We start from the raw sequence: 24909 nt of genomic DNA on the forward strand, positions 1-24909 counted from the left end.
CCAATAACACGTGTGACGTCGTTTACAGGTCCGAATCCCAGATCACCGTGGCCATCCCCGAATAGGTGCTGCCGCCCTGGCTCAGCATGTTGTCGGTGTGCTCTCGGCCAACCTCGAAATGCAGGGTGCCGGGCCGGCGATTCACGTAGTGCCCAGGCTGGAACAGTTGGGTACCCGCGCCGCTGAGCAACAGGGGCTGGCGGTTCACCGCCGAACCATCGGGGCGGTTCAGGCCATAGGGCAGGCTGACGCTGATATCCAGCGGCACTTGATGGCCGTCGGCGTTACGCAAGGCGCAGGTGTCGCCCATCACGCGCTCGCATTCCAACTGCATCTTGAACCGCGAAGACGCGGAGATATTGAAGGTCTGGTCACGGAACAGCCGCGCCGGTTTACGCCCCTGATTCAGCCAGGCTTGCCAGCCGCCCTGGGGCACCAGTTCGATGCGGTTGCCGCCGGGCGGCACTTCGACCTGCAAGGTGTGCAGCACATCCAGACTGAAATTGAGGGTTAACTGGTTGTCGCTGGGGATCACCACGTCGCCGAAATCAAAGTCCTGATGCGGCCCCATGGTGTAGGTGATGTTGCCAACGTATTCCCCTGACGACATGCCCAACGGGTTGGGGGTTCGCAGCGCGTAGGCGAACTCGAAGGTGCTGTACCAAAACCGGGTGATGGTGGTGCCGGGGAATCGGCTGCACACCCCCGCCCCCTCCGGCACCAGCCAGAAGAACAGTGCCAGGGTGTTGTTACCGGTGAGAAACCCGGTGCTCTGGCAAGGGCTCGGCGCAGTTGACCACTGCCCTTGCCAGGAATACCCAGGCCGCGCCCAGGCACTGGTGTTGGGGCGCACATCCCAACGGTGCCCGATCCCGGCAATGCGCACCTGCACGGTTTCGGTTTCGCCGGTACGGGCATGGGTCACCTGTACATCCCGCCACTCGGACGGCACCTTCCACATTGCGCCTTGGCGCGGATCCTCGTGAAAGGCCTCAATAGGCGCGTTGGCGTTGGCGGCGAAATTGCTGGTGCGGATGGTGAAAATCCCCATCTGCTGGCAGCGAATCGGCATGTGTCCGGCACATATACCCGTCACCGGTGTGGTGTTGCGAAACTCGTTCTTGGTCGGGTTCGCCGGGTCGGGGATAAATTCGGCGGTGATGTCCTGGGACAGCGCCTGTGCCGTGCCGGTAGCGCCAAGGCTCAACAGGCCGGCCAGCGCGACGCGCGCCAATCTTGATGTTCTGCTCATAGATCCGAATCCCAAATAACAGTGGCTTGTCCCGAATAAGTGCTGCCGCCCTGAGCCAGCATGCTGTCGGCATGCTCTTTGGCGACCTCGAAATGCAGGGTGCCGGGGCGGCGATTGACGTAGTAGCCAGGCTGGAACAGCTCGGTGCCCGCGCCGCTGAGCAGCAAGGGCTGACGGTTCACGGCCGAACCATCGGGGCGGTTCAGGCCATAGGGCAGACTGACGCTGATATCCAATGGCACTTGATGGCCGTCGGCGTTGCGCAAGGCGCAGGTGTCGCCCATCACGCGCTCGCATTCCAACTGCATCTTGAAACGCGAAGACGCGGAGATATTGAAGGTCTGGTCACGGAACAGCCGCGCCGGTTTGCGCCCCTGATTCAGCCAGGCTTGCCAGCCGCCCTGGGGCACCAGTTCGATGCGGTTGCCGCCGGGTGGGACTTCGATTTTGAGGTCGTGCTGGACCTCCAGGAAAATACTGAAGGTCAGTTGGTTATCCGTGGGAATCAGCACATCGCCGAAATCGTAATCACCACCAGGCCCCATTGTGTAGGTCAGGCTGCCCGTGTATTCGCCACTGGACATCCCCAAGGGGTTGGGGGTCCTTAGCTCATAGGCGTACTCCATCTGGTAGATACGCATATAGGCCAATTCTTGGGAGGGCTTACGACTGCAGACCCCAGCGCCTTCCGGCACCATCCAAAAATAGGTAGCGGTTTGCAAACCAGCCTTCAAATGACCGGTTGAAATACATGGGCTCGGCGCCCTTGCCCATTGTTGTGTCCAACCAACCCCAGGTTGCGCCCAAGCAGAAACCCCAGGCGGACGCGGCACCTGCCAAAGACCACCAAAACCGGCAATGCGCATTTGCACTGTTTCGGTTTCTCCGGTCTTGGTATGCGTCACCAACACGTTCCGCCAATGCGACGGCACCTGCACCATGAACCCCTGTCGCTCATCGGCGTGATTGGCCAGGATCGGGCCGTTGGACAACGCGTCAAAACCGGGGATGCGAAGGCTGAACAGATTCAGGGCCTGACACTGCGTCGGGATATGCGACTGACAGATAGAGCTGATCGGCGTGGTGTTCTGGAACTTGTTGACCATGGGGTTGGCAGGGTCCGGTTTGAACAGCGCGGTGATGTTCTCGGATATGGCCTGGGCTGTCCCCGTCCCTCCTAGGCTCAACAGTCCGACCAAGACGGCAAGGTTCAACGGTGATGCGCGATTCATAGATCCGAATCCCAAATAACGGTGGCTTGCCCCGAGTAAGTGCTACCGCCCTGAGCCAGCATGCTGTCGGCATGCTCTTTGGCGACCTCGAAATGCAGGGTGCCGGGGCGGCGATTGACGTAGTAGCCAGGCTGGAACAGCTCGGTACCCGCGCCGCTGAGCAGCAAGGGCTGACGGTTCACCGCCGAACCATCGGGGCGGTTCAGGCCATAGGGCAGGCTGACGCTGATATCCAATGGCACTTGATGGCCGTCGGCGTTGCGCAAGGCGCAGGTATTGCCCATCACGCGCTCGCATTCCAACTGCATCTTGAAACGCGAAGAGGCGGAGATATTGAAGGTCTGGTCGCGGAACAGCCGCGCCGGTTTGCGCCCCTGATTCAGCCAGGGTTGCCAACCGCCTTGGGGCACCAGTTCGATGCGGTTGCCGCCGGGTGGGACTTCGACCTTGAGGTCGTGCTCCACACTCAGCGTAAAGTTGAACGTAAGGACGTTATCGTTGGGCATCATGACGTCGCCCATATCGAAATCCATCCCCGGCCCCACCGTATAGGTCAGGCTGCCTACGTAATCGCCCGAGGACATGCTCAGCGGATTCGGCGTGCGCAGCTCATAACCCAGGTACAGTGACGTGTAGCGCAAGTTCGGCACCCGGAACAACGCCTGTTTGACACAGGTTCCATCTCCTTCCGGGATTCGCCAAAAATACGATGAGCCCGTCGAAGTGACTGTTTGAGTTCCGCTGGTTTGCCTGCACGGCAGAGCATCCCTGGCCCACCAGCCGCCGCGCCACATCAAGTTATGCCCAGCGGCGCCCCCAGTCCCGGTCATTTGCGAGACATTGCCGCCCAGCTCATGCCATCCACCCAAGCCACCAATACGCATGTCCAGCGTTTGCTGCTCGCCGGTCCTGACATGCGTGACCTGCACTGAGCGAAACTGCGAGGGCACTCTGAACATGGCGCCTTGACGCATTTCATTATCGGCGGCGATGGGCCCATTGGCACTGAAGCTCAAGGGCGATAGCAAACTGGCCAAGCCCCATGTTTCACAAAACGCCGGTTGCCACAGACAATGCCCCAAGTTCGGTGAGGTGTTGACGAACTTGTTCACCATAGGGTTCGCCGGGTCGGGTTTGAACACTGCCGTCACTTCCAGTACGCCCGCGAAAGACAAGGGCGTTGCAACCCCCAGTACCAGCGCGATCGCCACACGCTGGATGCGTTTGAGCCCTGCTCTGCACAAAATCACACCGTTAACCCGCTTTGCCACTGCCATTGAAGGCCTCCGCTAACGTATCCGCGGTGCAGCGCAAGTCGCCGATCATCAGCACGTTGCTTTCCTCACGGGCCTTGGAAGGATCGAGTCGGAACTGGCAGAGCAACTGGTTGTTGCGCCGCACTTCGAGGGTGGGCGAGCTGGCGTTCATCTCAAGGGAGAAGAAGCCGTCGACTTCGCTGACGCCACGGGTGGCGTGGTTGATCACATGCAGGCCCTTGAGCGGCTTGCCCTGAGGGTCGACCAGGCGCCCGAGCACGGTGACGGTCTGCATCACGCTGATCTTGCGGTAATCCACCCCGCCCTTGTTCAGGTGGTAGCGGGTGCGTTGCGGCTGGATCGAGGCCGACGGCGCATGGTTGCCTTCGAAGTCGAAGCTGACCGAGCTGCCTTTGTAGGCCGCCACCGGAATGAAGTTACGCCCCGGCCGCAACGCCGTGCTGCCGCCGCTCATGTCATCGGCGCGCAGGGCGATGTCATCCACGTCGGTTTCCACGTCCACGATCAAGCCGGAACCCGACCCGTGGTACTGGCTGGTGAGCACCATTTCCCGCTGCCCCATGGCGAAGGTGCTGTCCAGGTTCAGGCCGCCGGACAGTTCGTTGTTGAACGAAGAACGCTGGACGAAGCCGTCACCGGTAACCACATCGTTCTGGAAACTGGCCATGCCGGACAGTCCGACGCCGTAAGTGTCGGTGATCGCGGTCGCCGACACGCTTTGCAGGACGTGATCCTTGAGGTCTTTGCGGTAGGTCAGCGAGGCGTTGTTGTCGCGAGTGCCGTCACGGGCGGTACGGGTGCCGATGCTGGCGGACCATTGCTCGCCCGGCGCACCGAGGGCCAGGCTGACACTCAGGTCGACGCCACGGTTGCGCCGGTCGCCGGTGCTGGCGGTCGCCGGGCGGTCGAACACCGACAACCGCCAGTTGGCGTCGTTGCCGAACAGGTGGGTGCGCTCGGTCCAGCCCAAGTCCAAGCCCAAACCATCGGTATTGCCTTGGCTATAAGACACGCGGCCATTGATCGAACGCAGGTTGCTGAGCCGGTGGTTGAGGGACAGCGATGCGTTGCTGGTCTGGCCGACGAACACATCGCGCTGGCGGATGCGCGTGCCGTCGGGCAGGGTTTCGTAGGTGTTGCGGGTGTCGAGCCAGCTACGGGTGTAGTTGAACACCACCGTGCCGGCACCGTAGTTGTAGAGGGCGTTGAAGTCGGCGCCGGTGCCGTATTTCTCGGTCTGGTACAGGTTGGCATACAGGCTGGCGTAGTTGGCCAGGGTCCAATCGATGGAGGTGCCGTACTGCATGTTGTCCTTGACCTGGCGCCCGGACACGCCCAGCACCACGCGTGGGTGTGCCAGGTAATTCAGCGAGACCCCGGCGGTCGGATCGCCGCTGGTCTGCTCTTCGTAGTTGCTCAGCAGTTTGCTTTCCCGGCCCGCAAACAGGTTGTAGCGCCAGCGCTCGTCGAGGTTGCGCCAGTTGTTGGGTTTGTAGACCAACTCTTGTGTGGTGCTGGTGATCTGGCCGTCTTCGATCAGGCGCACTTCCACTTCATAAATGCCGCCCGGCAAGGCACGGGTGTCCAGACTCTGCAAACCGCTGCCGACGGCCTGAGTGTTGACCAGCAAGCCATTGCGGTAGATCTCCACCGATGCCTGGCGGCTGGCGGTGACGTAAATCGGATACACGGCAGGCTTGGGGTTGTTGATCATCAGGCTGTCGGAGCTGCCGTACATCACCCCGATGGCGGTGTCCGGGCTCGCGCCGAAGGAGCGCAGTTGGCGGGTCAAGCCTTCGGAGTTGGGGGTGAAGTAGCCCAAACGCAGGAAATTGCCTTGCAGCTCGCGCTGGGTGTAGAGCGAATAAACGGCGTGGTTGAGGTCCTGGTCGTCCGGCCCGCCCAGCCGCGACAACTGCATGTTCAGGGTCTGGCTCCACAGGCCCAGGCTGCTGCTGGCATCCAGGCCGAAGCGCCCGCCCAGGTCCTGGCCTTCGCCGCCACTGAGGTTCAATTGGTTACGTACGATCAGGCCGGTGCTGCCGCCGGTGGGCAGGAAGTAGTAACGCTCTTCGTCGGCGTCACGTTCGGCGTCCTCGGTCAGCAGGGAAACCTTGGAACCTTCCAGGTTGTAGTGCACCGCCAGGAGTTTTTCCGGGCAGTTACTTTCGCAGCTTCCCAGTTTCACGCCTTGTTTCAGATAGTCGGCCCAGCGATCGCGCTCGTCGTCCTTGATCACGCTGCCGTCGTGGTCGGTGAATTCGAGCAAGGTCAGGCGGTCATCCCGCGATAGCACCACCATCGCTTCAGAAACAAACTCCTGATCGAGTTCAACCCTGACCGCCAGAGGCACATCAAAAAAATGCTCTTCAAAGTCTGCCGGCAAACCCTTGGCCTGGGAGAGCAAACTACGGGGTGTGGTGCCGTTGGCGGGATCTGCCGCCAACGCGCCCGCACAAAACAACAGGGCGAGCGCTGCCGCGATGGGAGTCATCGGGAACATGAACGGAATACTCTGATTTTCGAACTGCAATAAGGGAACCGATCAACCGACATGACTGCCTGCCGATCGGTATCACTACCCAATAAGCCGACGCTTATTGATCAGCGGGCCTGCCTCACTGAGTGACGCGAGGCTCGTGATCGAACACGATGGTGTAGTTGGTGGTGAAGAGCCCGGAGACACCATCAGCCGGCTTGGCCGCGGCAATCACCAAATCAGCCTGAGTACCCGGCGTGGAGCTGGCGTCATCGACCACTTCCAGCGGCGAGCCGGTCAGCACCACACCGTTGAAGGTGTTGGTCAGAGCGATGGCGTCGGTGCCGTTGCTCAACGAAGCAGGACCACCTTCGATGTAGGCTTTGATGGAGCCTTCGGTGTTTTTCACGTCGTAGGTCGCGCGCAAGGAACTCAGCTCACCGGACACGGTGTTGTAGTTCATGACTTCGTCACGACCGAAGTTCGGGTCACGCGGCTGAACGTGGAACTGTTTAGTCGGGATCGAGGCTTTGATGTTGATGACGCTGGACGCTTCACCGACAGCGAACACACTGGACGAACCGAAAGCCAGGGCAATCAGTGGCAGTACGAAAGCGGTTTTTTTAAGCATTTTGAGTACCTGTTATCGCATTAAGAGCGTTAGTTGAAAAACTCAGTTTCGTGCGTGGCACAACCCGGAAAAACCGAGTCCTGCGACGCACGTAAATAGTCCCTCGAAACGCCTTTTCGCGAAGCCAGTACTTTCGTTTAAAGCAGTAGTTAATCACGACACGACAAGACAGAAGAAAACCTTGATATTCAATATCATGGATATTAACTGTAAGCCGCTTATTACATCACTTAATGCAGCGTACTACTTGCATTAACAACTCGACTGTAAGACGAATACTACATGCCGTACAGGGCCTGATTATTATCTGATTTAGAGTAATAACTCCAACTAACAAGTTAGTATCAGACACTTGAAAACGCTACTTATTTGCTGAGTAAAACAGCCGATAAGCCGCCGTTGCAGACCCAGTGCAGCCCAGCTCGCAAGGGCTTACGCGCGCCGATACCGTTCGTCAGAGGTTTTTGCATGACTCATAAGATATATCTTACGTTGTATCTAAATGAGACAGGAGAGCATGACCATGAGAGACCCTCATCACCACCGAGACCACGGTGACAGCCGCGACGGCTTCGACAAACGCCCCGGCCGCGAACGCGGCGGGCGCGGCCCACGGGTGTTTGCGCCGGGAGATTTGAAATTGCTGCTGCCGGCGCTGATCGCCGAACAGCCGTGCCATGGCTACGATTTGATCCGCCGCATCGAAACCTTGTTCGACGGCGCCTACACCCCCAGCCCTGGGGTGATCTACCCCACGCTGACGTTCCTGGAAGAGAGCGAGTTGATCGCCGGCGACAGCGAAGGTGGAAAAAAACGCTACACCATCACCGACGCCGGTCGTCTCTTCTTAAGCGAACAGGCGGTTGCCCTCGATGGCATTCGTTTGCGCATGGACGTCAGCAAACGCTCGTTGCGCGGCCACGACCGCCCGCCGGAAATCCACGAGGCAGTGCACAACCTGCGCCATGCCTTGCATTCGCACCACGGGCGCTGGAGCCCGGAAGAAATCGTACGGGTCGCCGCGCTGCTCAACGGCACCGCCCAAGCCATCGCTGACGGGAAAGCTCAATGAATAAGCCAGGTATCCACCGCGTCACCCACGAGATCAAGCGCCGCCGCCTCGACGTGCTGCGCGTGGTCGACATCACCCCACGCATGCGCCGCATCACCTTGGGCGGGCCGGAACTGGCGGGCTTTATCAGCCTGGGCAGCGACGACCACATCAAGCTGCTGTTCCCACGCAACGCGGCCGAACAGGCCGCGCTGGACGGCCCGACGTTCAACATCAAGGGCGACGGCCCGCAACCGGCCATGCGCGACTACACCCCGCGCCGCTATGACGCGAAACGTGGCGAGCTGGACATCGACTTCGTGCTGCACGGCGATGGCCCCGCCTCCACTTGGGCCGCACAGGCTACGCCCGGCCAGCACCTGCACATCGGCGGGCCACGGGGTTCGATGATCGTGCCGGATATGTTCGACAGCTACCTGTTGATCGGCGACGAAACCGCGCTGCCGGCCATCGGCCGACGCCTGGAAGAACTGCCCGCCGGGCGCAAGGTATTGGCTGTGATCGAAATCGCCGATGCGGCGGAACGCCAGACGCTGCACAGCGACGCCGATGTCGAGGTGATCTGGGTGCTGCGCGGCCAGGATGACCTGCTGGAAACCGTGCAAAACCTGACATTGCCCGAGGGCTCGCTGTACTGTTTTGTGGCGACCGAGACCCAATTGGCGCGGCGGGTGCGCAGGGTGTTGCTCGATACGCATCGGGTAAACGAGGAGTACCTCAAGGCCGTCGGCTACTGGCGCGCTGACGGCAGCGAAGAGGCATAACTCATCGCTCCAGCAGGATGAAGACCTAATCCTGATAGCAGCATGTCAGCCAACGATGAAGCGGCTGACATGCCCGCATCAGCGCGATGGCGCTCGCAAAGACTTGTCCATCCCCACCACCAACAACGCAATCAGCACAAACCCCGCCAGAATGCCGCCGGCATTCACGAACACCTGTGGATAACCCAGCGTGCTCACATCGATGAACGGGTACTGATACTGCCCGAGCAAATCCCCCCGCAACAGCGCGTAGCCGAAGTACACCAGCGGGTAAATCACCCACAGGCCGATATGGGTTAAACGCAACTGCCCCTTGGGCACGCAACGCCACCAATACAGCGCAAACAGCACGGGCATAACGTCGTGCAGCAATTCATCGGCAATGAATTGAAAACCTTCGGGCTGCCACAAATGTCGCAGCAACAGGTTGTAAGCCACGCCCACCACCACAATGCTCACCGCGATGCCGCTACTCACCGCCGGCGCGAGAAAAAACCGCTGCGCCGCCGAAGGGCGTTTGACCAGGGCATAACTGAGCACCACCGCCGCCAGGGTGTTGGTCAACACAGTGAAGAAACTGAAAAAGTTGATCAGCCCGCCCATCAGGCTGGCGCCGGCCTCCCAGCGCGAATAGAAAATCAGGTACTGCTGAATCGCCAGGCCCACCCAACCGGCCAGTGCCGCTGCTGCCACATACCGCTTCATGGGATCAATCCAACGGTCGTTTGGTGCGCATGAGCTTCACGTACAACCCTTCGACTTTTTCCCGCGCCCATGGGGTTTTGCGCAGGAAGGTCAGGCTCGACTTGATACTCGGGTCGCTCTTGAAGCAGCGGATATCAATGCGCTCGGCCAGGCCTTGCCATTCGTAATGTTCCACCAGCGTAGTAAGGATGTGTTGCAGGGTGACGCCGTGGAGCGGGTCATTGCTTGTCGCGGTCATGCCAGGCCTATGAAAAAAGGGGGTCGGAAAGGTGCACACCTTATCACCCCGTCAGACCAGGTAAAAAAGTTCCCGTTCCCAGCGAAAAAGAGATGTTATATTGTAACTATAACTTTCAAATCTTTTCGCCGTTTTTCCAAGGAATGTCCGATGTCCCTCCCCTCCCTCTGGCGCTTGACTCCACTGGCCGCCGCTCTGTTGATCTGCACCGAAACCCATGCTCTGGAACTGCCGACCCAAGTGGTCACCGGCAATCCGCTGGGAAGTGAACAACTGGCCTCGCCCACCACCGTGCTGGAGGGCGATGAACTGACCTTGCAGCAAAAAGGCAGCCTCGGTGAAACCCTGAACAAACAGCCGGGGGTGTCCTCGTCCTACTTCGGCCCAGGCGCCAGCCGACCGATTATTCGCGGCCAGGACGGCGACCGCATTCGCCTGCTGCGCAATGGCGTGGGCGCGCTGGATGCGTCGTCGCTGTCTTACGACCATGCGGTGCCACTGGACCCGGTCAATGTGGAGCGCATCGAGATCGTGCGGGGCCCCGCCGCGCTGTTGTATGGCGGCAGCGCCATCGGTGGCGTGGTCAATACCTTCGATAACCGCATCCCCACCGAAGCTATCGAAGGCATCCACGGTGCCGGCGAGCTGCGCTACGGCGGCGCGGACACCACCCGCAGCAGCGCCGGCAAACTGGAGGCCGGCAACGGCATGTTCGCGCTGCATCTGGACGCCAGCGCGCGGTCGTTCAATGACCTGAAAATCCCCGGTAGCGCACGCAGCCGCCACGCTCCGGACAGCGATGACGGCCCCGGCAAAAACGGGCGCCTGGGTAACAGCGACGGGCGTCAGGACGGCGGCGCGGTGGGCGGCTCCTACACCTGGGACGACGGTTACGCCGGGCTGTCCTACAGCAACTACGACAGCAACTACGGCTCGCCCGCTGAACAGGACGTGCGTATTCGCATGCAGCAGGATCACTACGCGTTCGCGTCGGAGATCCGCAACCTCCAGGGGCCGTTTACCTCAGTGAAACTCGACGCGGGCTACACCGATTACGAACACCGCGAAATCGAAGGCGGCGAAACCGGCACAGTGTTCAAGAACAAAGGTTACGAAGCACGGGTGGAAGCGCGACATCAGCCGATCGGCCCCCTGGACGGCGTGGTCGGTGCCCAGGTGACGCGCAACGAGTTCTCGGCCCTGGGTGAAGAAGCCTTCGTGCCGCAGACCGACACCACCGCCGGCGCACTGTTTATCCTCGAAGAACTGCAAGCCACCGAACGCCTCAAGCTCAGCCTTGGCGGGCGCCTGGAGCACACCCAAGTCGACCCGGACGCCAAGGGCAACGCGCGTTTCGCCGCGGCTGACCAAAGCAATAACTTCACCGCCGGCAGCCTCTCGTCGGGCGCGGTGTATACGCTGACGCCGATCTGGTCCCTGGCCGCAACCCTGGGTTACACCGAGCGGGCACCGACCTTTTATGAGCTGTACGCCAACGGCGCCCACGTCGCTACCGGCACATTCGAGTTGGGCGACGCCAATCTGAACAAAGAAAAAGCCGTATCCAGCGACCTGGCGCTGCGTTTCGACAATGGCACCCACAAGGGCAGCTTCGGTGTGTTCTACAGCCACTTCTCCAATTACATCGGTTTGTTGGGCACCGGTCGTACGCTGAACGACGAAGGTGAAGAAGACCCGGCCGGCATCCCTGAGTACGAATATTCCGGTGTGCGTGCGCGATTCGCCGGCTTCGAAGCCCAGGACCACTGGAAACTTGGAGAAGGCGCCTACGGGAAATTTGCGCTGGAACTGTCAGGCGATTACACCCGCGCCACCAACCTGGATACCGGCGAAGCCTTGCCGCGCATTGCGCCATTGCGCTTGAACAGCGGCCTGCTGTGGGAACTGGACCGCTGGCAGGCGCGCATCGACGTGGAGCATGCCGCCGGCCAGGGCCGCGTACCGGATAACGAAAGCGGCACCGACGGCTACACCACCCTGGGCGCCAGTGCCGGCTACCGCTTCAACGTCGGCGGCAGCCAATGGCTGGCCTTTGTGAACGGTGAAAACCTCACCAACCAGACCGTGCGCTACGCCAGCTCGATCCTGCGCGACATCGCCCCGGCACCGGGACGCAGCGTGCAGGTGGGCATTCGTACGACCTTTTAAAAAGCCGAGGTTCTTGTGGTGAAGGCGCCGGCCCCGCGCGGGGCAAGCCCGCTCATCACAAAAGAGCCGCTTCTTTTCAGCAAAGAAAATATAGATACCCGCGCTGTGGGAGGGGGCTTGCCCCCGATGGCCATCGGCATCTACATAGATCTCACAGGCTGACCCACAACGTTGTGGTGAGCGGGCTTGCCCCGCGCGGGGCAAGCTCGCTCACCACAAAAGAATCGCTTCTTTTCAGCAAAGAAATATAGATACCCGCGTTGCACGATGTGGGAGGGGGCTTGCCCCCGATGGCCACCGGCATCTACATAGATCTCACAGGCTGACCCACAACGGTGTGGTGAGCGGGCTTGCCCCGCGCGGGGGTAGTTCGCTCGCCACTCAATTCAAGGCTGAAACCACCGTGCATGCAGCGACGTTCTGTCACTGTTACCAAATCGGAAATGATGCATCTTGCGATTTGCGCTTTCTCTCGGCGCGTCATCTCTTTATCCTTGCCGCAACAAACTGAAACGTTTCACGCCTGCGGTCGATCCCATCTTGCCGAATATCTCCCATACCCAAGACAGCGCTGTCTTATCTCGACCTGCGCCTGGGGTTCAATCGCCCGCCGGTGGATAACCCGCGCCATCCCCCACAAAAACCGAAATAACGCTGAACCAAGCCCGCGCCGAATCGTCATCTACAGTGAGTGAAGCACGGGGTTACACAATTATTCCAACGTCACGGAGAAACACACTATGAGCACTGATGGTGCTTCGAGCCCAAGCCGCCTGCTGCCCAGGCTGCTCGGCGTCTTGCTGCTGATCATGGGCCTGGCCCTGCTGGCCGGCGGTATCAAGCTGACCACGCTCGGCGGGTCGCTGTACTACCTGCTGGCCGGTATCGGTATCACCCTCACCGGCATTCTGCTGCTGGCCACCCGCCGCGCGGCACTGGGCCTGTACGCACTGGTGCTGTTCGCCAGCACCGTGTGGGCACTGTGGGAAGTCGGCCTGGATTGGTGGCAACTGGTGCCGCGTCTGGCGCTGCTGTTCGCCCTGGGCATCGTCATGTTGCTGCCGTGGGTTCGTCGCCCGTTGCTGCGTGGTCAACCCGCGCCACTGGGCACCGGCGCGCTGAGCGTGGCCGTGGTACTGGCCGGTGCGACCGCCCTGGCCAGCCAATTCACCAACCCCGGTGAAATGGTCAAGACCGGCGAGCTGGACCGTGACGCTGTACCGGGCATGGCCAGCGTTGCGCCGGCCCAGGCCGATGGCGATTGGAATTCCTACGGCCGTTCGGCCTTTGGTGATCGCTATTCGCCGCTGGCGCAGATCACCCCGGAGAACGCGCACAAACTGGTGCCGGCGTGGACCTATCGCACCGGCGACATCCCTGGCCCTAACGATCCGGGCGAGACCACGGCGGAAAACACCCCGCTGAAAGTCAACGGCATGCTCTACGTGTGCACGCCGCACAGCCAGGTCATCGCTCTGGACCCAGACACCGGCAAGGAAATCTGGCGCTTCGATCCGAAGATCAGCAGCCAGGGTGCCGAGAACTTCAAGGGCTGGGCGCACATGACGTGCCGTGGCGTGTCGTATCACGACGACGCCGTCTACGCCTCCGAGCAGAGCCCAACCGGCAGCGCCAGCCCGGCCGCCGCGCCGAATGCCTGCCCGAAACGCATCTTCGTGCCGACCGCCGACACCCGCCTGATCGCCCTGAACGCCGACACCGGCAAGATGTGCGAAGACTTCGGCGATAAAGGCCAAGTCGACCTGCGCGCCAATATCGGTAGCTTCGCCCCAGGCGGTTACTACTCCACCTCGCCACCGGCAGTGACCAAAAACCTGGTGGTGATCGGTGGTCATGTTACCGACAACGTTTCCGTCGACGAGCCAAGCGGTGTAATCCGTGCGTTCGACGTGCACACCGGCAAGCTGGTGTGGAACTGGGACAGCGGCAACCCGGACGACACCACCCCGTTGGCCGAGGGCAAGACCTACACCCGTAACTCGCCGAACATGTGGTCCATGTTCGCCGTGGATGAAAAACTCGGCATGCTCTACCTGCCGATGGGCAACCAGATGCCCGACCAGTACGGCGGCGACCGTACCGATGAATCCGAGAAGTACGCTGCGGGCCTGACCGCCCTGGACATCGACACCGGCCATGTGAAGTGGACCTTCCAGTTCACCCACCATGACCTGTGGGACATGGACGTTGGCGGCCAGCCTTCGCTGATCGACATCAAGACCGAAGCCGGCGTGAAGCAGGCGGTGATGGCGTCGACCAAACAGGGCAGCATCTACGTGCTGGACCGTACAACCGGCCAGCCGGTGGTGCCGATCCACGAAGTGGCCGTGCCTCAGGGCGCAGTCGCGGGCGACCGTACCTCCCCTACTCAGCCGAAGTCCGAACTGAACTTCATGCCACCACCGCTCAAAGAGCGTGACATGTGGGGTGTGACGCCGTTCGACCAAATGCTGTGCCGTATCGATTTCAAATCCATGCGCTATGACGGTCCGTTCACCCCGCCGTCGTTGCAGGGTTCGATCGTGTACCCAGGCAACTTTGGTGTGTTCGACTGGGGTGGCATTTCCGTCGACCCAGTACGTCAGATCGCCTTCGTGAACCCGAGCTACATGGCGTTCAAATCCAAACTGATCCCGGCCGCCGACATCGCCAAGCAAGGCCCGCGTGTCAGCGAAACCGAAGGCGTGCAGCCGAACAAAGGCGCACCGTACGGTGTGATCCTTGAAGCCTTGCTGTCGCCGATGGGCTTGCCCTGCCAGGCGCCGGCGTGGGGTTATGTGGCGGCGGTCGACCTGACCACCCACAAGACCATCTGGATGCACAAAAACGGCACCGTGCGTGACAGCTCGCCGGTTCCAGTGCCTCTGACCATGGGCGTACCGAGCTTGGGCGGCACCTTCACCACGGCCGGTGGTGTGGCGTTCCTCAGCGGCACCCTCGACCAATACCTGCGCGCCTATGACGTGAAAAACGGCAAGCAACTGTGGGAAGGCCGCCTGCCAGCTGGCGCCCAGACCACCCCGATGACCTACACCGGCAAGGACGGCAAGCAATACGTGCTGGTCATGGCCGGCGGTCACGGCTCCCTGGGCACCAAGCAGGGTGACTATGTGATGGCGTTCAAACTGCCGGAATAAGCGTTACCGGCGGCAAGACAAAAGGCGGCTTCCCTTACGGGTAGCCGCCTTTTTTATGGGTTCAATACGGCTGCTGGTCAGCCAATAAAAAGCTCTCACTGCCCCGCCGCCATAGGGGCACAGCTATCTACAAGCCTTCGAAAACATGCGGTTCTTGTGGTGAGCAGACCGGCTGTGGTGAGCGGGCTTGCTGTGGTGAGCGGGCTTGCCCCGCGCTGGGCTGCGAAGCGGCCCCTCATACACACGCCGCGTTGATTCAGGTACACCGCGTTGCCGGTTTTGGGGCCGCTTCGCAGCCCAGCGCGGGGCAAGCCCGCTCACCACAAAAGCCCTGCTCATACATGGACGCCCCCAGAATGCCAAGCACTCAATTCGTGAAAACACAGACGGCCATCAGGGGCAAGCCCCCTCCCACATTGGAATGGGGTTGGCGCTGGGATCAGTGCTCGATCACTTCGCCGCGCATGGGTGCCAGGCGGGCGAGCAGGCGGTTTTGTGTGGGCACTGGGATCCCTTCGCTGTCCATCGCTTTGATCAGATCCTCCACCAATGCGTTGAAATCACTGCGGCTGACGTTCTGGCCTTTGTGGCTCTCGGCCATGCTGTCGCCGGTGTAGGTGCATGGGCCGCCGGCTTCGACGCAGAACTGTTCGATCAGTTTGTTGCGCAGGCGCTGGATGTCGATACGCCGGAAGCGCTCGACGATGCGTTCGTCGCGGGCGATGTTGAGCAGCATGCCTTCGACGATGCGGGTGATGCCGGGCATGGCGCCGAGGTCGCGGTAGAGACTGTCGTCCTTGGGCGGCTGCTGGGCGCAGGCGCTGAGCAGCACCAGCAATAGCACGGGCAATACGCGCATCAGAAACTCCCCTGGACGGACAGGTAAGTGCCGTTCTGGTTATCCAACGTGGCGATTTCCCCCAGCCGTGCATACGCCAGCACAAACGACACATGCTTGCTGGGGAAGTAAGCGAGGAACACGTCCGCCCAGTCGCTTTCTCCGGCGAACGCCAGGTTGTCGGGTTTCTCGCGGTACTCCACGCCCAGCGCCCAACGCGGGTTGAACAGCAGCGCCACCGAGCCCTCCTTGAGCAGGCTACGGCGGTCGCGGCGGTCGCCGCCAAAACCGAGCAGGCCGGTTTCATTGGCGCGGCTATAGCGCAGGCCGCCGTTGACCAGCACGTTGTAGCCAAAGGCCGCGCCCATGAACAGGCGGCTGGCGGCCAGGTAGCCTTCCACATCGCTGTCACGCTTGGCGCCGACCAGGCGCGGAATATCGAACGTGTTCTGATGCTTGTATTGCAGGCCCAGCGAAACCTGGGGCAAGCGGTCGTAGACCACATCGCCGAACAGCCGCACTTTGACCCCCAGCACATCCTGGCCGAGGTGGTCGTCGGGCAGGTTCAGCTTGTGTACCAAGGTGCCCAGGTCAAAACGCTGCCGAGCGAAAGAGACTTCCACGCGGTTGTCGTAGGCCAGCGCCAACCCGGCGACATCGAGCCGGTAGTCCGGCAGGTCGACCGTGGTGGCAAACGCCGTGGCGCCCCATTCGTGTTGCTCGCCGTAACCGGTGAGCACCGCCCACGGCGTGATGCCGCCGCCCGCCGCGCCTTCCAGGCTGCTGGCGCCGCCAGTGGCAATCAGGCGACCGTTATCAGCGAGGGCGGCGGGCAGGCTCAGGCTGGCCATGCAACCGATCAGTAGAGAAAGACGCACGTCATAGCCCTCAATGCACCTGCGAAGTTTGCGCACTGAGAGGCAAGGCCACCCAGGCTTCGAAAGCGTCGGCGCTCAAGGGCCGACTGATCAGGTAACCCTGTGCCGTATCGCATTGCCAGCGCTCCAGCAGGCGCAGGCTGTGGGCGTACTCGACCCCCTCGGCGACCACCTTGAGCCCCAGGTTATGGCTCATCTCGATGGTGGAACGCACGATCACTGCGTCTTCGCTGGTTTCGTCCAGGTTGCGCACAAACGACTGGTCGATCTTCAACTCTTGCACAGGCAGGCGCTTGAGGTGGGCCAACGACGAGTACCCGGTGCCAAAGTCATCCACCGACAGGCTGATGCCGCACTCGCGCAGCAGGTGCAGCACTTTCAAGGCCTTTTCCGGTTCGCGCATCACCGCGCTTTCGGTGATCTCGAACACCAGTTGTTCGGCCGGCAGCCCGTAGCGCCGCAACAGCGCCGAAACGCGGTGGGCCAGCTCATCGCCAAGCAAATCGTCGGCCGAGATGTTCAGCGACAGTTGCAGGTACAGGCCTCGGCGGTTCCATTCGCACAACTGGCGGATGCCCTCTTCGATCACCCACTGGGTCAGCAACTGGATGCTGCCCGAACGCTCGGCCAGAGGGATGAATTCCGCCGGCGAAACCATGCCGAACTGCGGATGCTGCCAGCGCAACAGGGCTTCAGCCTGACGCACATGGCCCAGACGAATATCCAGTTTGGGCTGGTAGTGCAGCAGCAACTGGCCTTGGCCGGGGGCGTGGCGCAGGTCGCGGATCAGGGTGATCTGGCGACGATGAGCAAGGTCGCGGCCCGGCTCGTACACCTGCAAGCGACCGGGCATTTGCGCGGCGTCCTTCATGGCAATCGCTGCGCGTTCCAGCAGGCTTTGCGCAGAATCGCCATCGTCCGGGTACACCGCGATGCCCAAGCGGCAGTCGAGCGCCAGGTCGTGGCCGGCAATACGCTGGGGACGCAATAGCAATTGCTGCAGCTTGTCGGCCAGGCCCACCGCCTCGTCACGACCGGCGCCATCAAGCAGCAGCAGGAACTCGTCGGCGATCAGATGCGCCAGGGTGTCCCGTGGGCGCAGCACGGCTTGCAAGCGTCGGCTGACATTGAGCAACAACTCATCCACGGCGTCCGGCCCGGCGGTTTCGCTGGCGGCGCGCAGGTTGTCGATGCCCAGGTAAATCAGCGCCATCGGCCGCTGGGTGGCAATCGCGCTGCCCAGGCGCTCCATGGCCAGCGCGCGGTTGGGCAAACCGGTGAGGCGATCATGCAGCGCGTTGTGGGCCAGTTGCTGTTCACGCTCGGCGATGCCGCTTTGCATCGCGTTGAGCGCCACGGCCAAGCGACCCAGTTCGTCGCTGCGGGTCAGGATGACCGGGGTCTGGTAGTCGCCATGGCCAATGCGTTCGGCGGCCTGGGCCAAGGCTTGCACCGGACGCGACACGCCCCGCGCCAGCAGCAATGCGCCGACCAGCGACGCCGCCAACGCAACCAGTGCGATGGCCAGAATCTTTTCATCCAATGGCACAAAGGCTTGCATTGCCGAATCCAGCGGGCTTTGCAGCAAGGCCAGCACCTGGCTGTCGGCGTCGCTGGCCAACACCAGCGATTGGCTGAGAAAACGGTGCGCCAGATGCTCGGTGGTGGACACGCCCTCATGGGTGGACGCCCCCAGCATCAGGCTGACGATACTGTCGCGCAGCACCTGGGGTTGGGTGCTGACCAGCGTCCCGGGCTGCTGGCGGTCGATGGCCAGGAACGACACTTCCAGATTGCTCAACGAACGCAGTTCATCGGCGAACGCCGTGTCCATGCTGAAGCCCATCACCACCCGCGCAATCGGCAACGGCGCCAGCACCGGCGCTTCCACCAGCAGGTGCGGCGTGCCTTGCAGCGGCACGATCAACAACGCGGCCTGGCGCTGGCGGCGCATTTCGCGCAATGCCTGGTCGTAACGAAAGCTCGAACCCTCGGAGACTTCGTCGACGGTGCTGGCCAGAACCTTGCCGTCCATGCCCAGCAGGATCATGTCGCTGGCATTGATGCGTTTGCCGTGGTTGAGCAGCACCGAGCGCATCGTCGCCGAATCGCCACTGGCCACGGCATCGCGAAAGCCAAAGTCGGCCGCCAGCAGTTGCACGCCATCGGCCAGGCGCCGGCCGCGCACATCCAGCAAACGCTCGAACACCCGCGTGCCCACCTGCAACTGGGCCAACGCCTGGCCATGGACAGCCTGGCGGGTGGCCATCTTGACGCTGAAATACAGCGCGCCGATCACCACCAGCGACAGCAGGATCAGGACCGTGGCGACCCGCGCCTGGTAACTACTGCGCAGTTTCACGGGCAGCTCGATTGAAGGCGTCACCGAAGGCGGTCGGCGCCGGTGGCAGATCTGCCGAGGCGGGTTGCAGGGTGAGCTGCACGCGGTGGCTCAGGCCGGCGGCGGGAATATGCAAGGTGCCGCCGTCCAGCGGCTGCATATCCGCCAGCTGCGGGTGCCACAGGGTGGCGTGGTAATCCCCCGGCGCCAATGGTTCCAGGCGCACGCGGCCTTGGGCATCGCTGACGCCGAAGTGAGGATCGTCGGTGACGTAGATATAGCCGAGCATCCAGTCATGGATATTGCAGCCCAGCACCACCACGCCCGGTTTGTCGAACAGCAGCGGTGCGGTCGGCGTGCCTTCGTACAGGCGCAGTTCGAAACGCTTGGCGGCCGAAAATGAATACACCTGATGGCGAATATTGTCGCTATTGGGGAAGCGCACCTGGGTGCCGGTATGCACCGCCAGCACATGGGGGGCGAAGCGCTGGCCACGTTGGTCCATCTCCGCCTTGGGCGCGACGGCCACCACAGCGGCCGGGCCTTGCAAAGTCACGACCGCATCGCTGACCGGGCTGCCATCGGCCTGCTGCACCAACACCTCAAGGGTGGCCGCCGAGACGGGCGCTGCCGCCGCCAGCAAGAGCATCATGCGAGATAACAGGTTTACACATCGGGCCATGGGAGATCCGGTAGAAAGCGGCCAGCCTTGGCGGAAAAGAACAGTTACGGCCATGATGCCGCAATCAAGGCAAAATGCCACTATTGAACACAGGAGGACGCTAAACCGTTGGTCGGTAAAAAACTGTGCAAACGGTCAGGCTCCGTAGAAGTTATCGACCATACCTAAAAAAGCTGTAGTCACCTGCAAGGTGTCTAGACCGCCGCGCGTTCGCGCCGCATCCACATCTCAAAAGCCATGGCGTTGAGCGGCCGGCTGATCAGGTAGCCCTGGGCGGTGTCGCAGTTCCACTGTTTGAGCAGCTTCAAGCTGGGTTCGAACTCCACCCCTTCGGCCACCACTTTGAGCCCCAGGTTATGGCTCATCTCGATGGTCGAACGCACGATCACGCCGTCGCCGCCCTCGTTGTCGAGGTTGCGCACGAAGGACTGGTCGATCTTCAGCTCCTGCACCGGCAGGCGTTGCAGTTGGGCGAGGGAGGAATAACCGGTGCCAAAGTCATCCACCGACAGGCTGATACCGCAGCCGCGCAGTTGCTCCAACACGCTAAGGGCCTGGCGGGGGTTGTGCATGATGGCGCTCTCGGTGATTTCGAACAGCAATTGCTCGGCTTGCACACCGTGCTGGGCAAGCAAAGTGGTCACGCGGATCGCCAGGTCGTCGTCGGCCAGGTCGTCCACCGAGATATTCACCGACAACTGGATCAACAGGCCGCGCCGCGCCCATTCGGCGATCTGGCGGATGGCTTCTTCGATCACCCAGTGGGTCAGGCTGGCCATGCTGCCGGTGCGCTCGGCCAGGGGAATGAACTCGGCCGGCGACACCAGCCCCAAACTGGGGTGCTGCCAGCGCAGCAGGGCTTCGGCCTGGCGCACCTGGCCGTGCTTGAGGTCGAGCTTGGGCTGGTAACACAGGTGCAACGCACCTTCGGCGGCGGCACGGCGCAAGTCGCGAATCAGGGTGATCTGGCGCTGATGGGCGAGGTCGCGGTCCTGCTGGTAGATCTGCAGATAGCCCGGCAGCATCGCCGCATCGTGGCGGGCGATGGCGGCGCGGCTGATCAGTTCTTCGACGTGCTGGCCGTCATTGGGGTAGACCGCAATGCCGATGCTCACTTCGTGGCGCAGCTCGTCGTTGCCAATGCGTTGAGGCTCGGTGAGCAGTGCATAGAGGCGGTCGGCGCGGGCCACGGCGCGGTCGATGCCGATATTTTCCAGCAACAGCAGAAATTCGCTGCCGGACACCCGCGCCGCGGTGTCGCTGGCCAACAGGCTCATGGACAGGCACCGGCTGGCTTCGCGCAACATGTCTTCAACCCCCTCCGGGCCGAAGCCTTCGTTGATTGCGCGGTAGTTTTCGATGCCCAGGTACAGCAGCGCCACCGGCCGCCGCGCACTGATCGCACTGCCCAAGCGCTCCATGGCCAGGGCGCGATTGGGCAGCCCGGTAAGGGGGTCGTGCAAAGCGTTATGGGCCAGTTGCCGTTCACGCATGGCGATGCCGCTTTGCATGGCATTGAAGGCGCGGGCCAGCAGGCCGAACTCATCGTGGCCACGCACCCGCACCGGGGTGCGGTAGTCACCGGCGCCGATCCGCCCGGCGGCGTCCACCAAGGCATTGAGCGGCCGCGACACGCGTCGCGCCAGAAACAACGCGCCAGCCAACGACACCACCAACACCGCCAGGGCAATTCCGAGGAACTGCCGGTCCAGCGGCGCAAAGGATTCCAGAGCATGATCCAGCGGGCTTTGCAGCAACACCCGCACGTCATCGCCCTCACCGGTATTGGCCAGCGTCAGCACCTGGCTGAGCACACGCTCGCCGTAGAACCGATGGATATGCGCCTCGGGGTCCGGACGGGCCCCACGCAACAGGTTGATCACCGTGGCCTGATAAGCGTCGGGCTGGGTGCTGAATAATTGGCCGACATGCCCGTTGCGCATGCTGAGGAACGACACCTCCAGGTTGCTCATGGAGCGCAGTTCATTGGCGAACAACGTGTCCATGGGAAAGCCCATGACCACGCGAGCGATGGGCGTTGTGTCGACGACTTCGTCCTGCACCAGCAAGTAGGGGCGCTGGTCCATGGCCACGATCAACATCTGCAAGCCACTGCGCCGGGCCCGACGCAGTGCCTCGGCATAAGGGAAGACCTGGCCCCGCGTAAACCCCGGCAAGGTGCTGACCATCACCGTGCCGTCCAGGCCCAGCACCAGCACTTCGCTGGAACGGATGCCGCTGCCGTGACGCTCCAGCACATCCAGGATCGACGCCGAGTTGCCCTCGGCCACCGCGCTTACGAATGGGCCGTCGGCGGTCAGCCAGTCGAGGCCGTATTGCAGGCGCCGGCCCCGCAGGTCCAAGAGGCGTTCGAACACCTGACTGCCGGTTTTCAGTTGGGCGCGGGCCTGGTTCTCCACGGCGCGGCTGGTGGCGGCCTGCACCGCAAAGTAGGTCGCGGCGACCACCACCAACAGCAGCAACGCCAATACGCCGGCAATGCGGGTCTGGAACGTATGGCGCCACGTCATCGGCGTGCCCTCTGGCAGCGTTCGTCTGTTTCTGCCACTACGTCCATTTGTCATGTGCATTCCCTGCGACAGCTGACCTGGCGTCAAAAAATACCCGTCCATTGCAGGTATTTGTGTTGAGCAGATTAGCTCGGCGCAGGCGCTTGTCCACCCAATAAAACCGGGGGCTTCACCGTCAGCTTATTGGCGACAGAGGCTTGGCTTTTCGGGTCAGACCGGCCCTCGCGCGCGCATGAAATCGCCCCATCGGCGCACCAGGTAGTTGTGCTCGTCCATCACCGCGTTCCACACCGCGATATGGCCCATGCGCTGTTCATAGGAGCCGCCGTCGCGCACCTCGCCCCGGTCGATCAGCGGCAGGCCATCGCTGCCTGGCAGTTCTTCACGGGCGGGCTTGCCGGCGTACCAGTAATCCCACTCGGCGGCGCTCAAATGGTCGCGCGTGCGGGCCGGGTTGCCGATGTAATAACCCTGACGCGCCATCACCGCACCGGGCCAGCCGGACAGCCACCAGTTGAGGTACGCGTAGGCGGCATCCAGCACCGCGCCCTGGGCATGGCGCGACAACGACAAACCGCCGAACCAGGCGCGATAGCCTTCGCGGGGCACCGCCAGGCGGTACTTCACACCGGCGCGATGCAGGCGCATCAAGGTTGGAGACCACAGGCTCTGGATATCGATACTGGGGCTGAGCATCAGTTGCGCGGCTTCTTCGTCGTCTGACCAGAACGCCGCGAAGTGCCCCTCCTTCTGCTTGCGCACCAGGATGTCGGCGAGCACGTCGATATCCTCGATGCTCATATTGCCGATGTCGCGGAAACTGGCGAGCCCAGCGCCCTGCACCGCCAGCGCGGCATCCAGCGCACCGATGGCGGCGTCGCTTTGCAGTGCGGTACGCGCGCGCCACGCCGGGTCCAGCAGCCAGCCCCAACTTTCGTTGCCCCGGCAAAAGCCTGCGGGCAGACGCTCGGGGCGGTAGGCAAAACTGTCGGCGTTGTGGGTCAGGGGCAGCATGCTGATACGTTCGGTCACGGTGCTGCCGAGGCTACCGTCGTGCTGCACGAACAGCCGCTCGCTGGGCACGCTGCCACTGCCCAGGCGGTCGTTGGGGCTCAGGCGCCCACGCTTGGGCAAGTCGTTGATCTCGTGCCACAGCGCAATGCGGCGCGTATCGATAGGCTGGATCGCCCGCGCCGGCCAGACGAAGTCGACGTTGTGAAACCATTGATCGTAAAGGTCGTAACTGTCGGGCTGCATCACCGCAATACGCTGGGCCTGCTCGACATCGTGCACCTGATAGACCAGGCGAATGCCAAGTTCCTGCTCGGCCCGCACGCGCAAACATTCGAGCAAAGTCACCGAAGTGCCGAGGACGCGCAGTGTGATCATCGGGCCAACCGCCGGCAAAACACCTCGAAAGAACGACGCAACAGCGCAGGGTCGAGGCCGCGCAAGATAAATACCAAGCGCGATTGCCGGTCGCTGCCCGGCCACGCAGGCAGATGCACCGGCGCGTGCAGGCAATGCTGCACGCCATGAATGACGATGGGGGCGTTACTGGCGTTCACGTTGAGCAGTCCCTTGACCCTGAGGATTCGTTCGCCGTGGCATCTTAGCAGCATCGACAACCACACCCCGAACCCTACCCAGTCCAGCGGCTGCTCGAAGGTCAGGCAGCACACCTGCGCCGCGCCGTGGGAGGCGGTGGTGGATCGATGCAGTTGCCAGCGTTGCACTTCATCGGCGGGCTCGGCGCTGCGCAGGCCTTCGCCGAGCAGCAATTGGTCGCCGCTGTGAATGGCGTGGGTGTCGAGGATCGGCGTGCCGGCGTTGAGCGCCTGCAAATGCGCACGCAGCGGGGCGCAATCACCGGCCAGGTCGGTTTTGCTCAGCAGCAGGCGGTCGGCAGCGGCCACTTGGGCCAGCCATTCCGGGTGCAGGCGTTCTTGCAGGGCGGCGTGGCTGGCGTCCACCAAGGTGATCACCAGGCCGATATGGAAACGCCCGCGCAGTTGCACGTCGTTGTTGAGTGTGGCGAGGATCGGCGCCGGGTCGGCCAGGCCGGTGGTTTCCAGGATCACGCGCTTGAACGCCGGGATTTCACCGCGTTCGCGGCGCTGCAACAGAGCCAGCAGGGCGTCTTTCAACTCGCCGCGAATCGAACAACACACACAGCCGCTGGGCAGCAGCACGGTGTCCGGGGCCACTTCTTCAACCAGCAGGTGGTCGATGCCCACATCGCCGAATTCGTTAATCAGTAACGCGGTGTCACCCAGGCTTTCACCGTGCAACAGGCGCTTGAGCAAGGTGGTTTTGCCGCTGCCGAGGAAGCCGGTGATGACGTTCAGGGCCATGCTCATGGGGCGGACTCCAAGTGATCCAACAGCGTCGCATCGAGGGGGTCCAACGCACGGCCGAGCATGCTTTCGGCCGCTTGCCAGAGTTGATCCAGGCCGCTGGCCAGGGCCTGTTTGCCGGTGGCGCCGATCAGTAAATAAGAGGCGCCCTGGAAATCTTCGACCTTGAGCCGGAACACCGCCAGCACCTGATTGATCGCGGCGATGCGGCGCAGCCGTTCCCGGCGCCGGGGCAACTCATCGCCCAAGGGGTCGCTCCAATGCAGGTCTTCGCCCAGCAGTCCGCAGAGTCCACACATCGCTAT

The 24909-nt window shown here is 62.2% G+C and carries 19 protein-coding genes; 4 read left to right on the forward strand and 15 right to left on the reverse strand.

All coding sequences use genetic code 11. From position 1 onward, the window contains the following. Positions 1-22 precede the first annotated feature (22 nt). From ABX75_RS05605 to ABX75_RS05625, 5 genes are all read right to left on the reverse strand, one after another. Positions 23-1252, reverse strand: coding sequence for a hypothetical protein (locus ABX75_RS05605; RefSeq protein ID WP_047881589.1), 1230 nt, complete (start codon positions 1250-1252; stop codon positions 23-25). Next, positions 1249-2484, reverse strand: a complete 1236-nt coding sequence (locus ABX75_RS05610; protein WP_047881590.1) for a hypothetical protein — start codon at positions 2482-2484, stop codon at positions 1249-1251. Before ABX75_RS05610 ends, ABX75_RS05605 begins: the two co-directional genes overlap by 4 nt. Beyond that, positions 2481-3761: a hypothetical protein gene (locus ABX75_RS05615; protein WP_236238606.1), complete on the reverse strand. Its 1281-nt coding sequence runs from the start codon at positions 3759-3761 to the stop codon at positions 2481-2483. Before ABX75_RS05615 ends, ABX75_RS05610 begins: the two co-directional genes overlap by 4 nt. Further along, entirely contained in the window at positions 3739-6264 is a 2526-nt protein-coding gene (locus tag ABX75_RS05620; protein WP_034096769.1) for a CS1-pili formation C-terminal domain-containing protein, read from the reverse strand. Before ABX75_RS05620 ends, ABX75_RS05615 begins: the two co-directional genes overlap by 23 nt. Positions 6265-6379: 115 nt before the next feature. After that, a complete protein-coding gene (locus ABX75_RS05625; protein ID WP_034096086.1) occupies positions 6380-6871 on the reverse strand; it encodes a CS1 type fimbrial major subunit in 492 nt (163 codons plus the stop codon). 523 nt (positions 6872-7394) lie between these two features. Here ABX75_RS05625 and ABX75_RS05630 point away from each other — a divergent pair. Together ABX75_RS05630 and ABX75_RS05635 are read left to right on the forward strand one after the other, a co-directional pair. Then, positions 7395-7943, forward strand: a complete 549-nt coding sequence (locus ABX75_RS05630) for a PadR family transcriptional regulator (protein WP_034096085.1) — start codon at positions 7395-7397, stop codon at positions 7941-7943. Then, positions 7940-8707, forward strand: a complete 768-nt coding sequence (locus tag ABX75_RS05635; protein ID WP_047881591.1) for a siderophore-interacting protein — start codon at positions 7940-7942, stop codon at positions 8705-8707. The genes ABX75_RS05630 and ABX75_RS05635 overlap by 4 nt, the downstream gene beginning before the upstream one ends. 78 nt (positions 8708-8785) lie before the next feature. On the opposite strand, the gene ABX75_RS05640 is transcribed toward ABX75_RS05635, so the two are convergent. Both ABX75_RS05640 and ABX75_RS05645 read right to left on the reverse strand, forming a co-directional pair. After that, complete coding sequence (locus ABX75_RS05640; protein ID WP_034096083.1) at positions 8786-9412, reverse strand: Pr6Pr family membrane protein; 627 nt, start codon at positions 9410-9412, stop codon at positions 8786-8788. Between the two features lie 4 nt (positions 9413-9416). Next, positions 9417-9650 (reverse strand): VF530 family DNA-binding protein, encoded by a 234-nt coding sequence (locus ABX75_RS05645; protein WP_034096082.1) that lies wholly within the window; start codon positions 9648-9650, stop codon positions 9417-9419. A gap of 150 nt (positions 9651-9800) precedes the next feature. On the opposite strand from ABX75_RS05645, the gene ABX75_RS05650 reads away from it, so the two are divergent. Beyond that, entirely contained in the window at positions 9801-11819 is a 2019-nt protein-coding gene (locus tag ABX75_RS05650) for a TonB-dependent receptor (protein WP_047881592.1), read from the forward strand. Positions 11820-12559: 740 nt separating this feature from the next. Next, positions 12560-14977 carry a glucose/quinate/shikimate family membrane-bound PQQ-dependent dehydrogenase gene (locus tag ABX75_RS05655; protein ID WP_034096080.1) on the forward strand — a complete coding sequence of 806 codons (2418 nt, stop codon included), beginning with the start codon at positions 12560-12562 and terminating at the stop codon, positions 14975-14977. 439 nt (positions 14978-15416) lie between these two features. Here the strand turns inward: ABX75_RS05655 and ABX75_RS05660 are convergent, their stop codons facing one another. The 8 genes from ABX75_RS05660 to ABX75_RS05695 all read right to left on the reverse strand — a co-directional run bounded on the left by ABX75_RS05660 (position 15417) and on the right by ABX75_RS05695 (position 24903). Further along, entirely contained in the window at positions 15417-15836 is a 420-nt protein-coding gene (locus ABX75_RS05660; RefSeq protein ID WP_047881593.1) for a group 1 truncated hemoglobin, read from the reverse strand. Then, the gene (locus ABX75_RS05665) at positions 15836-16666 is read right to left on the reverse strand and encodes a DUF3034 family protein (RefSeq protein WP_047881594.1); all 831 of its coding nucleotides are present in this window, start codon (positions 16664-16666) and stop codon (positions 15836-15838) included. The genes ABX75_RS05660 and ABX75_RS05665 overlap by 1 nt, the downstream gene beginning before the upstream one ends. Positions 16667-16703: 37 nt before the next feature. Further along, the gene (locus ABX75_RS05670) at positions 16704-19055 is read right to left on the reverse strand and encodes a bifunctional diguanylate cyclase/phosphodiesterase (protein WP_047881595.1); all 2352 of its coding nucleotides are present in this window, start codon (positions 19053-19055) and stop codon (positions 16704-16706) included. Then, entirely contained in the window at positions 19039-19716 is a 678-nt protein-coding gene (locus ABX75_RS05675) for a methylamine utilization protein (RefSeq protein WP_034111911.1), read from the reverse strand. The genes ABX75_RS05670 and ABX75_RS05675 overlap by 17 nt, the downstream gene beginning before the upstream one ends. A 194-nt stretch (positions 19717-19910) precedes the next feature. After that, positions 19911-22247 carry a bifunctional diguanylate cyclase/phosphodiesterase gene (locus ABX75_RS05680; RefSeq protein WP_034111908.1) on the reverse strand — a complete coding sequence of 779 codons (2337 nt, stop codon included), beginning with the start codon at positions 22245-22247 and terminating at the stop codon, positions 19911-19913. 210 nt (positions 22248-22457) lie between these two features. Further along, entirely contained in the window at positions 22458-23636 is a 1179-nt protein-coding gene (locus ABX75_RS05685; RefSeq protein ID WP_047881596.1) for a PotD/PotF family extracellular solute-binding protein, read from the reverse strand. Further along, the gene (locus tag ABX75_RS05690) at positions 23633-24607 is read right to left on the reverse strand and encodes a GTP-binding protein (protein WP_047881597.1); all 975 of its coding nucleotides are present in this window, start codon (positions 24605-24607) and stop codon (positions 23633-23635) included. Before ABX75_RS05690 ends, ABX75_RS05685 begins: the two co-directional genes overlap by 4 nt. Further along, positions 24604-24903 carry a hypothetical protein gene (locus ABX75_RS05695; RefSeq protein ID WP_034096069.1) on the reverse strand — a complete coding sequence of 100 codons (300 nt, stop codon included), beginning with the start codon at positions 24901-24903 and terminating at the stop codon, positions 24604-24606. Before ABX75_RS05695 ends, ABX75_RS05690 begins: the two co-directional genes overlap by 4 nt. Between the last annotated feature and the right edge of the window lie 6 nt (positions 24904-24909).

It is taken from the genome of Pseudomonas sp. ARP3 (assembly GCF_001029595.1).
Classification (GTDB): Bacteria; Pseudomonadota; Gammaproteobacteria; order Pseudomonadales; family Pseudomonadaceae; genus Aquipseudomonas; species Aquipseudomonas rhodesiae.

Coding starts and splice junctions, on each gene's coding strand:
- ABX75_RS05690 (WP_047881597.1), bottom strand. CDS start 24,607: ATGAGCATGGCCCTGAACGTCATCACCGGCTTCCTCGGCAGCGGCAAA.
- ABX75_RS05655 (WP_034096080.1), top strand. CDS start 12,560: ATGAGCACTGATGGTGCTTCGAGCCCAAGCCGCCTGCTGCCCAGGCTG.
- ABX75_RS05675 (WP_034111911.1), bottom strand. CDS start 19,716: ATGGCCCGATGTGTAAACCTGTTATCTCGCATGATGCTCTTGCTGGCG.
- ABX75_RS05610 (WP_047881590.1), bottom strand. CDS start 2,484: ATGAATCGCGCATCACCGTTGAACCTTGCCGTCTTGGTCGGACTGTTG.
- ABX75_RS05695 (WP_034096069.1), bottom strand. CDS start 24,903: ATGTGTGGACTCTGCGGACTGCTGGGCGAAGACCTGCATTGGAGCGAC.
- ABX75_RS05615 (WP_236238606.1), bottom strand. CDS start 3,761: ATGGCAGTGGCAAAGCGGGTTAACGGTGTGATTTTGTGCAGAGCAGGG.
- ABX75_RS05650 (WP_047881592.1), top strand. CDS start 9,801: ATGTCCCTCCCCTCCCTCTGGCGCTTGACTCCACTGGCCGCCGCTCTG.
- ABX75_RS05680 (WP_034111908.1), bottom strand. CDS start 22,247: ATGACGTGGCGCCATACGTTCCAGACCCGCATTGCCGGCGTATTGGCG.
- ABX75_RS05625 (WP_034096086.1), bottom strand. CDS start 6,871: ATGCTTAAAAAAACCGCTTTCGTACTGCCACTGATTGCCCTGGCTTTC.
- ABX75_RS05665 (WP_047881594.1), bottom strand. CDS start 16,666: ATGGCCAGCCTGAGCCTGCCCGCCGCCCTCGCTGATAACGGTCGCCTG.
- ABX75_RS05640 (WP_034096083.1), bottom strand. CDS start 9,412: ATGAAGCGGTATGTGGCAGCAGCGGCACTGGCCGGTTGGGTGGGCCTG.
- ABX75_RS05685 (WP_047881596.1), bottom strand. CDS start 23,636: ATGATCACACTGCGCGTCCTCGGCACTTCGGTGACTTTGCTCGAATGT.
- ABX75_RS05635 (WP_047881591.1), top strand. CDS start 7,940: ATGAATAAGCCAGGTATCCACCGCGTCACCCACGAGATCAAGCGCCGC.
- ABX75_RS05620 (WP_034096769.1), bottom strand. CDS start 6,264: ATGTTCCCGATGACTCCCATCGCGGCAGCGCTCGCCCTGTTGTTTTGT.
- ABX75_RS05645 (WP_034096082.1), bottom strand. CDS start 9,650: ATGACCGCGACAAGCAATGACCCGCTCCACGGCGTCACCCTGCAACAC.
- ABX75_RS05660 (WP_047881593.1), bottom strand. CDS start 15,836: ATGCGCGTATTGCCCGTGCTATTGCTGGTGCTGCTCAGCGCCTGCGCC.
- ABX75_RS05605 (WP_047881589.1), bottom strand. CDS start 1,252: ATGAGCAGAACATCAAGATTGGCGCGCGTCGCGCTGGCCGGCCTGTTG.
- ABX75_RS05630 (WP_034096085.1), top strand. CDS start 7,395: ATGAGAGACCCTCATCACCACCGAGACCACGGTGACAGCCGCGACGGC.